Source organism: Helicobacter sp. MIT 11-5569 (genome assembly GCF_000765695.2).
Lineage (GTDB): Bacteria > Campylobacterota > Campylobacteria > Campylobacterales > Helicobacteraceae > Helicobacter_D.
On the sequence record NZ_JRPB02000003.1, the window covers coordinates 68,520 to 80,682 of the forward strand.

General features: G+C 36.5%; 13 protein-coding genes. 12 read left to right on the top strand and 1 reads right to left on the bottom strand.

Going from position 1 to position 12,163, the window contains the following annotated elements; translation table 11 throughout:
* The first annotated feature begins 4 nt into the window (after positions 1-4).
* The 10 genes from LS70_RS03825 (at position 5) to LS70_RS03870 (ending at position 9,411) form a co-directional block, all read left to right on the top strand.
* The gene (locus LS70_RS03825; protein WP_034287290.1) at positions 5-880 is read left to right on the top strand and encodes a hypothetical protein; all 876 of its coding nucleotides are present in this window, start codon (positions 5-7) and stop codon (positions 878-880) included.
* A gap of 137 nt (positions 881-1,017) precedes the next feature.
* Positions 1,018-1,542, top strand: coding sequence for a hypothetical protein (locus tag LS70_RS03830; protein WP_138109340.1), 525 nt, complete (start codon positions 1,018-1,020; stop codon positions 1,540-1,542).
* Complete coding sequence (locus tag LS70_RS03835) at positions 1,526-1,831, top strand: hypothetical protein (protein ID WP_034287294.1); 306 nt, start codon at positions 1,526-1,528, stop codon at positions 1,829-1,831. The genes LS70_RS03830 and LS70_RS03835 overlap by 17 nt, the downstream gene beginning before the upstream one ends.
* Before the next feature lie 149 nt (positions 1,832-1,980).
* Positions 1,981-2,562, top strand: coding sequence for a hypothetical protein (locus tag LS70_RS03840; protein WP_034287296.1), 582 nt, complete (start codon positions 1,981-1,983; stop codon positions 2,560-2,562).
* A gap of 10 nt (positions 2,563-2,572) precedes the next feature.
* Positions 2,573-3,760 carry a phage capsid family protein gene (locus LS70_RS03845; RefSeq protein ID WP_034287298.1) on the top strand — a complete coding sequence of 396 codons (1,188 nt, stop codon included), beginning with the start codon at positions 2,573-2,575 and terminating at the stop codon, positions 3,758-3,760.
* Positions 3,761-3,771: 11 nt separating this feature from the next.
* A complete protein-coding gene (locus LS70_RS03850; protein ID WP_034287300.1) occupies positions 3,772-4,128 on the top strand; it encodes a hypothetical protein in 357 nt (118 codons plus the stop codon).
* Between the two features lie 11 nt (positions 4,129-4,139).
* Positions 4,140-5,033, top strand: coding sequence for a hypothetical protein (locus tag LS70_RS03855; RefSeq protein ID WP_034287303.1), 894 nt, complete (start codon positions 4,140-4,142; stop codon positions 5,031-5,033).
* Positions 5,033-5,629, top strand: coding sequence for a phage adaptor protein (locus LS70_RS03860; RefSeq protein WP_034287305.1), 597 nt, complete (start codon positions 5,033-5,035; stop codon positions 5,627-5,629). The genes LS70_RS03855 and LS70_RS03860 overlap by 1 nt, the downstream gene beginning before the upstream one ends.
* A 13-nt stretch (positions 5,630-5,642) precedes the next feature.
* The gene (locus LS70_RS03865; protein WP_034287307.1) at positions 5,643-7,217 is read left to right on the top strand and encodes a terminase large subunit domain-containing protein; all 1,575 of its coding nucleotides are present in this window, start codon (positions 5,643-5,645) and stop codon (positions 7,215-7,217) included.
* A gap of 1 nt (position 7,218) precedes the next feature.
* Complete coding sequence (locus tag LS70_RS03870) at positions 7,219-9,411, top strand: hypothetical protein (protein ID WP_034287309.1); 2,193 nt, start codon at positions 7,219-7,221, stop codon at positions 9,409-9,411.
* A 63-nt stretch (positions 9,412-9,474) separates the two neighbouring features.
* On the opposite strand, the gene LS70_RS03875 is transcribed toward LS70_RS03870, so the two are convergent.
* The gene (locus LS70_RS03875; RefSeq protein WP_034287312.1) at positions 9,475-10,074 is read right to left on the bottom strand and encodes a hypothetical protein; all 600 of its coding nucleotides are present in this window, start codon (positions 10,072-10,074) and stop codon (positions 9,475-9,477) included.
* 120 nt (positions 10,075-10,194) lie between these two features.
* Between LS70_RS03875 and LS70_RS03880 the strand changes: the two genes are divergently transcribed.
* Positions 10,195-11,361 carry a hypothetical protein gene (locus LS70_RS03880; protein WP_138109341.1) on the top strand — a complete coding sequence of 389 codons (1,167 nt, stop codon included), beginning with the start codon at positions 10,195-10,197 and terminating at the stop codon, positions 11,359-11,361.
* Between the two features lie 3 nt (positions 11,362-11,364).
* Positions 11,365-12,147 carry a hypothetical protein gene (locus tag LS70_RS03885; protein WP_034287843.1) on the top strand — a complete coding sequence of 261 codons (783 nt, stop codon included), beginning with the start codon at positions 11,365-11,367 and terminating at the stop codon, positions 12,145-12,147.
* Positions 12,148-12,163 lie beyond the last annotated feature (16 nt).

Here is a 12,163-nt window from a genome sequence, read left to right on the forward strand (position 1 = left end):
CAAAATGCAAACATTATTCGATACAAGTGAAAGCATAAAATATTTTAAAGCTCCTCCACTTCCCTTTATGGGCAATAAGAAAAACGCATTAAAGCTTGTAGAAAGTCTCATAAAGGAGATTAGAGCTAAATATAATGAACAAGATTTAATCTTTTTGGATTGTTTTGGTGGAAGCGGGTTTTTATCCCATACTTTTAAATATCATCTTCCTAATGCGCGTGTGATTTATAATGATTATGATGATTATTTAGATAGGGTAAAAAACGCAAAAACCACAGAGGAAATCTTAGGTAGAATTAGCGCATTAGTAACTTCCCCAAAAAACGCAAAAATCACAGAAGAGAAAAAGCAAAAGATAATCAGTATTTTAGAAGAATATGAGCAAAGAGGACAAAAGATTGATTATGTTTCTATTAGTTCTTTTGTCCTTTTTCAAGGTAATTATGCAAAAGACTTAACTAAACTTAAAAAAGCTCAATTTTATTATAAATTTGGTTCTATCAAAAAAGAAACACGCGGGTATTTGACTGGTGTGGAAGCTGTAAAAATGGATTTTAAAGCAATGATCGAAAAGTATAAAGCAGAAGCAAAGATAAGTGGTAAGATTGCCTTTTTGATTTTAGACCCACCATATTTACAGACAAATACAGATGTTTATAACACAGAATTTTATAGATTACCTCAATTTTTAGAATTGATTGATAGAATCGAAAAACCTTTTATGCTGTTCTCATCGCTTAAAAGTGATATTGTTGATTTTCTTGCTTGGTATGATAGATTAAATCCCAAGCTAAAAGGGCGCAAGATTAGAAGCTATAATCTTTGTGATGTTTATTCATCAGTGATTCCAAAAACTGATTTTTGCTTTTATGAAATCTAAGACCACAAAACCTTGTAAAACTTCAAATTCAAGCATAGGTAGTAGAATCGCAAACAGGAGTATTGGTTAAAGATTTAAAATGCAAGCCAATCTTTAAGAATTGTGTGTTAGAATCGCACCATTAAGTTTGGAGAGATATGATGAAAGGGAGTGCATTAGATTTTTTAAATTTAGGCAAGTTTTCTGTATCTTTAGCATGCGTTTTAATGCTGGAAGCAGGAAAGCTAAATGCAAATTATGTCGAAAGTTATAAAGCACCAAAATCCACAAAAACACAAACTATTAGCGAAGTCAAACCAAATAAAAATTATGTAGATTTATGTAATAAAATTTATGAATCTAATACTTTCCTATGTCTCAATTTTTTACAAAATCAAACATTCTTAGAAGACACCATACAAAGACAACAAGTAAAAAAACATATTAAACTTTTGCAAAAAGTGATTAATGTAGCAGATGAAAGAATCAAAGCGGGCGGAATCCATGCAGAGTATAACCAAAAAGTTTTTTACTCTTCTGTTGCTATTAAAAACATATTAAAAGAAATTTGTGATGAAAATTTTATGCGTATTGTTGGCGCATATCAAGGGGATTTAGAAAATTTTGATATTATCGCTTATGCTAAGGGTGTTTTAAAGGCTGAAAATGAGTTGCGAGGATAGTTATGCAATAGAGTCTTATTTAAGAACAAGATTTTATGTTATTTTAAAAGACAAGCAAAGAGATGAAAAGTTGCAAGAGTATTTATGTAGCTTTGTTTTAGTTTATTGGGATAGCATTGTTAAAACATATTCCAAAGATATAGTTACTTTTTTAAGTAGGGTTTTTGGAGTATCTATAGAAATGATAAAAATCTATTTGGAAGCTTTAGAAGAATACAAAAATGTGCCCGATGCTAGAAATGCGTGTTTGAGTGTCAAAATAAATAGATTATGCAAAGTGCGCTTCTAAATCTCTCGCATAATCGCTGATATTTATTTAAATAAATATTCTAATAACTTCACATTATCCCTAATTTGCAAAGCCTATTTTTTAACCCTTTTTTAGCAATCCCAAAAATGTAAAAATGCTCCAAAATTTACAACAAGGAGTTTTTTACTATGGAAAACAATCCATCGTCGCCACAGCTAGAGGATAATCCCTATGATACAACAAGTGATGAGCAAGAGCTAAGCGGCTTAGAAAATGAAATTAGCCAACTCGAGCAAGCTTTAGAGCAAAATGGCTCAACATATCTTGCAGAGAGTTTGACCGATGAAGATAAAGAAATGTTTTTTGATAATCCACAAGCGTTTTTTCAAACAATGATGCAACGTATTAATGGATTCTATCAAGAGCAAATCGGAAGCAAAAGGGAGAGAGTAACACAGCTGCAAGAGGGTATCGCGCAAAAGAAAAGCAACGCGCAATTCTACCAAGCAGAAAAAGACTTCGCGCAAACGCATAGTGATGTAAGTGCAGATGAGCTAATGGCGTATGCACAAGAGAGCTTGCCACCAAAGGTGCTAAGAGAGATTGGGAAACTCCAACCCTTAGAAGCATTAAACGCAATCTATGAACACTATATGCTAGAAAACAAAGCACAAGAGCCAGAGCTACCAAAACAAGCAAGCGGAAGTGAAATTGATGCAAATAGCATAGATGCAAATAGCAATGATACAGATTATTTTAACAGAGCATAAGGAGTAAAACATGGCAGTAGATTTAAATGGAATCGAGCTAACACAATGGGAAAATAACCCTAATGTTAATCGAGAAATTGCAAAAAGGATAGAATCCTCAATTTGGCAGCAAAGCGCGTTTGAACCATTAATCGGACGTTCGCAAGATAGAGCCTTTCGAATGATTCCGCTAAATGGAGTGAATCAAGCTGTTACACCGCGCTTAAAAGCTGCATTAAATGGAGATGGTGTAAAAGGTAATGCGGATTTTGATACAAATTATGATTCTTTAGAGATTCATTCCCTTACAATGTATCCTGATAATATCGCAAATGGTTTGAAAAGCAAAACAGAGCTAGAACAAAAAATGGAACAAGTGGATTTTATCAAAGAGGCGGTGGATTCTCTGCATGATTGGATGAAAGTAAAAATCGATAGAATTATCGCGGTTACTTTGTCAAATGACTTTACAAATGGCGTAGTGTGTGATGAAGCAGAGGGATACAAAGATACAACACAAGAAGCAACCTTAGAAGATAGCACAAAGAAAATCACAAAAGGCGATGTGCTGAATGTCAAAGCGATTAAACGCGCGATTTTTATGGCAAAACGCGGTTTAGGCTATGATGGTAAAGATAGATTCCCGATTCGTCCTGTGGCAATCTCTTATCTGGATAACAAAGGGATTCGCACTAGGGTTTATGAATATGTGATTTTAGTCGATACCGTAGGAGCGGAGCAGCTAAAAAACGACCCTGAATGGATTGAGCTGCAAAAAGTGGATAAAAAAGGCTTAGATAATAACCTTTTCACTGGCTTTTTAGGCATTATTGATTCTTGCCCCGTGATTGATATGGGGACATGGAGTTCTACAAGCACAGGATTAGTGCATAGTGGTGTAAGTGATGCGGAGTTTGAAAAATATTTAAATATCAAAAACTTAAATATGGGACGCGTAACACCACCTAGCTTTTATTCTGGCGCGCAAAAAACTGGAATCGCGGTTTTAATGGGGGCTAGCTCATTGCTTTTTGCTGCAATGCCACAACCTAAAATCTATATTGACAAGCAACAAGACTTAGGGCGCAAAATCGCGGTGGGGATTGATAGGGTAATGAGTATTGCCAAAGCACGCTGGATAAATCACGAGAATCCTAATTCTGTGTATCACAACACAGATTTTGCAACGATTGGGATTTTCTACTCTCATGAAGAATAAGGAGGTTTAAAATGATTCAATATGTGCATAATGTGAGTTATTTAGCGGTGCGTCAAATTAGCACTAGCGAGTATGAACGCGATGAAGCAATCAAAGCTATCGCGCTTCCAACAAATGCGGAAATTGTAAAAGTGGATTTAGAAGTTACCGAAGAGTGCGGGGCAATTACTGCTGATGTTAAAATTGGTAGCAGTGTGATTTCTCAAGCGATTGATTTAAACACCAAAGGCAACACAAGTATTAATTTTAGCTCTAAGATTGGTGATCGCACAAGCATTGATATTGTGCTAAGTGATAAAACAGACAAAGGCGAGATTAAACTCCGTGTGCTGTATTTTCTCCCTAGCACGATTAAAACAGAATATTAAGGAGGTGGGTTATGCGTTTATTTGAAGCTTTGCAAGAATTTAAGGCAAATTTAGAGACTTTAGAGCAGATTAAAAAAGAGGTGTTAGAATCCACACAAGAAGAGAATCTAAAAGCAAAGCTACAAGACGCATTTAACTCCCTAGAATCTAATCTAAAAGAAGATTTAAAAGCGCAAATCCACAAAGAGCTTAGCCAAGCTAGAGTGGATTTAAGCGCGAATATTACAACAGAGATTGAAAATATCTTTTTGAAAAATTTAGAGGTTGCAGCGCAAAATGTAGGAGAGCGTCTAAACCTAAATGAAATCTCCGCACGTGTGGCAAAAAACCTAGAAAAGAAAAACCAAGAAAACATCTTAAAACTCTTTAAAGAGAGTTTCAACAGTAGCGAATATCAAACAACACTCCAAAATCTCCTTTCTAAAGTAGAAAAAGAAATCAACGCCAAAGCAAAAACAATCAAAAATACCTTAGATTCCAAAATGTCCCAAACACACAATTTTAATGTTATTAGCTACCTTGAAACTCTCTCTAAAGAGTTGATAGAGAAAAATAAAGATACAATTTTAAAAAGCCAAAATTTAAGTTTTTTGAAAAACACACTAGAAAGCTCACCAGCACTAAAAAGAGAAGTGCGCACAGCTTCAAAGCTAGCTAGTGAAAAATATGTAGAAGAAAAGGGTGAAGAGTTTGTAAGCGGCGCACTAAAAAATAGAGCGCATGAAGTTTTTGTCGATGTGTATAACTCTGATGAAGTCAAAAAGGCACGTGCTTTGGCGACTTTTCACCTAAAAGCGATTAGTTTGCAAAGTGAAATTTGGATAATTGAAAATTGCATTGCTAGAATCCACGCATTGCGCTTGGCAAAAGGTGGAAAAGTGCAGAATATTCATAAGGTCATTTAATGCGTGCAGAGGATATTATTTTGCGTGTTAGGACGCGTTTAAGAGATTCTAACTTTGAAAGCTTACGTTTTAGTGATAATGAGCTCTTAGACTATCTTTTAAGCGCGCAAAATGATTTGATTTTTGCCTTTAATTTAAACCTTGAAACTTTGCACTTTGAGCTTAGTAGTGCGGAATCCTTTAAGCTTCCTAGCAATCTTTTGAATCTTTTGTGTGTGCGCTTAAATGGCGTGGATATTCCGCTAAAATCTTATAGTTTTTTGCTAAAAACCCCCCATAGTGGCTTATGTGTGTATCAAAAAAGCGGAAATCTTTATGCGTTTAACACTAAAGTTAGCGGCAAATTAAGTGTTGTAGCAAATTTTGGTGAAGAATCTTTGGACTTAGAAGACACACTTTTGCTTCCTGTGCTGTTTGCTGACGCGGCAACTTATGGGACGATTAAACGTGCATTGCAGGTGGAAACAAACGAAGCAAATTTACAACGTGTGGCATTTTATGAAAATATCTACAAACAAGAGCTACAAACCCTAAGAGCAAAGCTAAATGCGCAAAGAGAGCGCAAAAATATTAAAACACCCACAATTAAAGTGTAAGATTTATTAGGCTATGGAAGAACTTAAGTCTAAAGAATTAAAACACAAAGCACAAAAAGAACTCGCCTTTAGAGAGCTAGCAAGGAGAGATTTTAAAACCTTTCTTTATGCCAAATGGGAACGTTATGACCAAAAAGACTTTTACCATAATTGGCATTTTGAGTATTTAGCAAAAGTGTTAGAATGCACAATCCCAAGCAAAGCAAGCGAGCAGGGCTTAGAGCTCATTACTAGAATCATGCTAAATATGCCCCCAAGCTATGGAAAAACTGAAACTCTAGCAAGAGCTTTTATTCCGTATGCTCTAGGTGTGGATAGAAGCCGAAAATATATGTATGTGAGCTATTCTGATGATTTGTGCAAACGCATTTCAAACGAAGTGCGCGCACTGATAAAATCGCGCTTTTGGCAAAGTGTGTTTAAAAAATCTCCCGAGTTTATCCAAGATAATTCTAATGAGTTTATTTTAAAAGAAGGTGGGGGCTGTTTTTTCACCACTTTAAAATCTGCGATTACAGGATTCCACGCGCATTGTATTTTGATAGACGACCCAATAAAGGTGAGTGAGATGACTTCAAAGAGTGCTAGAGAAGCGGTTAATAACAACTTCAAAGGCTCTGTGATTTCAAGGCTAAAAGATAATCAAAGCTCTATCGTGATTTTAATGCAGCGTTTGGGGGATAATGATTTGTGCGGGTTTTTGACAGACCCTAGATACCAAGAGCAAAGCTTTATCGAGCAATGGAAGATTCTAAAACTCCAAGCAATCAACAAAGAAAGAGAAGTTTTCACCATTGGCGATTTTAAAAAAGTGCGCGAAGCTCTAGAGCCATTATTCCCTGCCAGACATAATTTAGAAGATTTAGCAAAAGTCAAAGCAGAAATGGGGGAAGATGATTTTAGCACACAAATGCAGCAAGAGCCACAAGCAAGAGAGACTGGGTTTTTTGCGCTAGAGAATTTCACACCACTCCCTAGCTTTGAACTAGGAATTAATTTTGAATATATTTTAGTCGATACTGCAGAATCCTTAAGCGCAAGTGCTGATGATAGGGCGATTTGTGTTTTAGGTGTGGAGAGCTTCAATAGCTTGCCAAGATACACAATAAAAGATAGCTTTAGCGGGATTTGGGACGAGGATTTGCTCTGTGATAGAATCATAGAAGTGCTCCTTAAATACCCTAAAGCAAAATGCTTTATCGAAGGAACGGGTGGAGGGCTTATTATAGAAAGGCTAATCCATAAAAAAATCTTAGAAACAAACCAAAAGCTAAAAGCGCGCAAATTGCCCTTAATCACAAATCTTATTACTACATATCCGACTATAAAAAAGATTTCTAAAATGCAAAAAATTAGCGCGATTAAACCCTATTTAAATAGCGGGTATTTGCGGTATTTAAGTAATGCTAATGGAATTGAGAAAATAAAGCAACAGCTAAATAGCTTTAATCCTGAAAAACCTAACCGCAAAAATGATTGTATTGACACAATCGCAAGCTGCATTTACTTAAGAGAGTGTGTGCCACCACCTCCACAAAAACCACAAAACCCAATGCAAAAAATGCGTAAATGTAGCTGGAGAATCTAAGTTGGGAAAAAGTAGTAGCAAAAGGGATAAGTATTTTGAGGAGAAGCTCGCACAGCTTAAGGAGATTAACGAAAAAAACAAACTAGGCTTAAGCGATGAAGAGCTAGAAATCTCCGCTAGGTGGTATGCAGATGCGCGCGTGGAATCAGAGAAAAAATGGTATGAAAGCGGGAAGTTTTGGAGTGGGTTAATTTTTAGCTTAGGTGCGATTGCCATTTCTTCTTTTATGGGGGGATTTGCAGGCTGGGCGAATCTTACAAACGCAATTAAAAGCGCGGTAACAATCGCTTCTGCTGTGCTATCTGTAGGGACTTTAACTTATGGGGCGTATGTATATTATGCAGCAAGTCGAATTGCATTTAAAAACCAAGAGCTTTCAAATCAAGTGAGCGCAAAAGCTGCACTCAATGACGTTAGAGAGGCAAAAAGCGCGCAAATTACTGAGTTTTTAATCCATAATCCTAAAGAGATTTTCCCCAATGGTGCAGTTTATAACGCTGGTCGCGCTGGAGATATGGATAGCTTTTCGCCAAGTATTGCGTATTTTGGAGGGAAGGGGCTTTGTGGAGAGTTTGAAATAAACGCGGTCGATGAACAGATAATGAACCGCTTGCATTATGAGAGAAGCGGGAATTTTGGCTATATGCAGGATTTAACAGGGGCAAAAGAATATAATGCAGTCGCGGGATTAAGTGTAACACAGCTATTAAACTCAAGTCGTGGAATGCTAAAAAAGATTAATGAGCGACTACAAGAAGGCTTTAGTGAGCTTATTGAGGCGGGCTGGGCGCAATGGCATCCTAATCCACAGGAGGTTATGGAAGCGGCTATTGAAGCGCAAATTGCTCCGTATTGCAAACGCATAGCCGATATTGATTTTTTAGACAAATTACAAAATTATCGGCGTGCAATCCAAGCTGATTTTAGCTTTATAAGGGAAGTTGATATTAATCCCTATCGCAAAAAAGGGCAACTTAGCCTTTTTCAATATAAGGCAAAATATAAAGAATGGGAAAAGCAACAAGCAAGCGATTTGTTTTCACTTGATGAAAAAGCACAGCTGTATTTGCAGAGCATAAGACTTTATATAAGAGCGTTAAAAACCGTAGTGCAAAGCCCAAGACAATATGAAAAAGGAGTATATAAAGGCTTAAGCCAAGTGGTGAATAATGGCGCGTTTTATTACCATTATTATCCTTTTGATGAAAAATGCGGGTATTATATCGAGTTTGCTATTCCTACAAATGCTTTTGGGCAACCTTCGCCTAATGACCCTTTGCTAAGCCACCCTTTTTATAAAAGCTTTAGAGTAGAAAAGACGATAATCAACCAATATGGCGCGCCAATCAAACAGATAACTTACAACAAAGCAGCTTTAGAATATCGCTTAGGAATCGCTGCATATCAAACAAAATGGCAAGCAAACGCTAATGCGTTTTGGGCTGCTAAAACATTTGAGCAAGAAGCGCGTGTGTATGCAAACTCAAAAGAAGCTTTTGAGAATTTTATCCAAACAACAAAAGCGGTTTATAACTCATATACAAAGCTATGGGTTACCACAGCGTATAATGGCATTCCTATTCCTAATTTTTACTTTAGGGTCAATGAAAAAAGATTTGATGAAACATTTTCTTCTATTACCTACACAACAGGAGGAGACCAAAATTTAAGCAGCACTTCTTTTAGCGGAACAGCGCATTTAAGCGGGTATTATGAAGAGAAAGAAACGGACCCTGAAAAACAAGCAAAAGATAAGATTCCCTTCAAAAAAACAACAACTGGATATGATTTTAACGTGCTTTTTCCTAATGCGACTTCTTCTGTGCAGAATGCTACAACAAAAACAAGCACAAGTTCTTCTCAAAAAAACCGCAAATCTTTAGAAGAGGGTTTTTTTAGCGAAATAATCTCAGCTACATTTTGGGGGGAGAGAGGCGATTTTAACGTATCAGAATCTGATGCAATGCTGATTAGAAGGTATGAATATTTGTTTAAATGGCGGACTCTAAAATCTTATAAAACTCATTTTGGTGCAGTTTATGAGGGAAAAGGAATGCCTCCTTTAAAAATCTCGCGTGAGTGGTGGTGGGTCCCGCTTAGTCAAAATGCGACAAACATTTTAGGCAAACCTCTTCCTATGGACAAAAGGCTAGAAAACTATGCATGGGCAAAAGGTAACCACGATTGGTTTTAGGCTATCAAATCTCTTAATGTTTGTTTTAAGAGTTCTATTTATAAATAATAAATTTGGAGTTTTTTAAGAATTTAAAAGTGCGTTTAGCTCCGCATCGCTTAGATTTTGTAAATCTAGCTCATTTTCTTGCGTGTTTAAAACTTCTTTGCCAAAAATACTCGTTTTCATATCGATAAACATTTTTTGCACTTTTTCAGCAGCAGCCACCACCATTGGGTCTGGCATTCCTTTTTCCTCGCTTCTGCTTTTTAGCCTTAGTAGCTCATCTTTTGCAAGCAGTGCAGTAAGCGTGATATTGTTTTGAATCACTTTAAGCGACATTGCGCTTAAAAGCAGTTTTTCTGTGGATTCATCTAGTAGATTTTCTAAAATCATAGAATCTATTTTAAAGGCTGTATCACCTAGATTATAGCGGATTTGTTCTTTTAGGTTTTGGGATTCTTTTAGTAGCACAGAGCCAAACTCTTTTTTGACTAAGTCTTTTTGTAGCACTTCTACCGCGATTCCTTCTATTGCGCCGCCTTTTTTCCAACCTTCTTCTTTTGCCCAAAAGCTAAGTGTGCGCACAGGAATATTAAAATGTTTGCTAAGTGCGCTTAGCTCTTCATTATGTGTTTCATAATATGCGCGCACTTCTTCTTTGTTGGTATGCCTCTTTGGCATTAAAATCCTTTTTTTAGCTATTATCCCATAAAATCAAAGACTAAAAAAGGGTTAAAATTTTAACCCTTTTTTAAAAAAGTAATGTTCTGTAAAAATCTAACAAAATTTCAAGGGGAAATTATGGCGGATACAGAACAAACACAAGCACAAGAGGAAGCAGAAGTAACACAGAATCCCGATAATGCTGATGTTGGGGGGATAGAGGTAGAGAATGTAGAGGCAACCCAACCCGAAAATCAAGAGAATCAAGAGAATCAAGAGAATCAAGAGAATCAAGAGAATCAAGAGAATGCGGTCGGAGAGCCAACACAGCCTGAAAATGTAGGGACAGAAGCACAAACGCCAGAAAATCCTGATGATGATGCAAATGCAGAAAATGCAGGAGAGATTCCGCAAGAGCCTAATCCTGATAATCCTGATAATCCTGATAATCCTGATAATAAAGGCAGCGCAGAAACAGAAGAAACAGAAGAAGGAGAAGAACAAAAAAGGCTCGATAAACTTTTAGACTTAAAAGCGCAAAAAATCATCACACTAAAAAACCTAAAAAAGCAACAAGAAGAGGCGCAACTAATCGGTGATGTGCTAGAGATTGTGCGCTTAAATGCAAGAGCGGAAAAACTCCAAGCGGAGCTAATAACACTCGATGTTGAAATCTCTAAAATCCTAGCCCTAAGCACACCAGATACACCAAATGGAAATCTCAATGCTGAAATCATCGAAGACTTAAGCGGATTGCCTGAATTTGTGGCGAAAGTGCATCAAACTTTGCTACTCACACAAGATAATCATAACGCGATTTTGTATTTACTAGGCAGAAGTGAAAAGGGTGTCAAAGAAATCGAAACAATCGCAGAGCAGGTGAGTGAAAAATATGCAAGCCTACAAGTGCTTTTAGAGCAAAACACACAACAAAATCTAAACATTGAAGAGCAAATCAGAATCCTAAAAGACCAGATTTTAGAAGAAGTGGGCAAGATTTTACCGCTTGCTTTAAGCTTAGAGAGTATCAAAGCAGAGATTGCAAACTCTAAAGAAGTGCTAGAAGCTCTTAAAGCTTACATTGCAGAGTTTGATATTTTGCAAGATGATGTCGATGCGAATTTTCAAAATCTAAAAGAAGAGCTAGAGAAAGCAAAAGAGGAGATACAAGGGCTTTGTGAAGATTCTAATATTGTTCATTTAAGAAAGTTTCAAGAGTTTGCCGCTTCAATGCTAGGTCATCAAGCACAGCTTACTACAAAATTTTTAGAATTGCGCACTTTGGTTGAAGCGCAAAAGGAGTAAAAAATGGCAATAAAAAGTTTAGTTGATAATGTAGAGACAACGCAACCCGAAAATCAAGAAAATCAAGAGAATGCGGGCGTAGATACGGTAAGCAATATTTTAAATAGAGAGATTTTAGATTTATTAGCAAATAGCCCAGAGTTTGTTGCAGAGATTAAAAAGACTTTGGAGCTAAACACAGCACTTTATGAGAGTTTCACGCTTTTAAGAGAGAAGTTCCAAGAAAATCTAGCCTTCAGTCAAGAACATGCAAAAATCCTAAGCGAGCTAGCAAACGCTTTTGATACAGATTATCGTTCTTTTGTGCGAGAAAACGAACTTACAAAACGAAGAATCGAGGATTGCCTCACAGAGCTAGACGCACAAAAGCAAGAAAATATCAAGTTTTTAGAAAAAATAAAAGCAACAAATCTCAAAGCAGAGGAGATACAAACAAACCTAGATAGGATTTTAGCAAAAATCACAGATGTAGAAAGCTATGAGAGAGAAATAAACGCGCTTGTGGATTCCATAGAGGGGCATAAAAACGACTTAGAACAAACCATAAACACAAAGCTACAAGACGCACAAACGCAATTAGAAGAAAAAATCAATGCAGCGTTTTTGGAGTTACAAGAAAAAATCCAAGAAGAAGCAAGTGTGCAGATGTTTTTTGACAAGCTTGATAAGATTAATGCAAGCGTTGGATTCTTTATCCAAAATACACTAAATGTGCAAGCAAAAGCAGCACTCACAACAATCCAAAAAGAATATGACGCGTTTAAAATGGGGCGAACTAGCCCTTAAGTTTTAACCCTTTTTT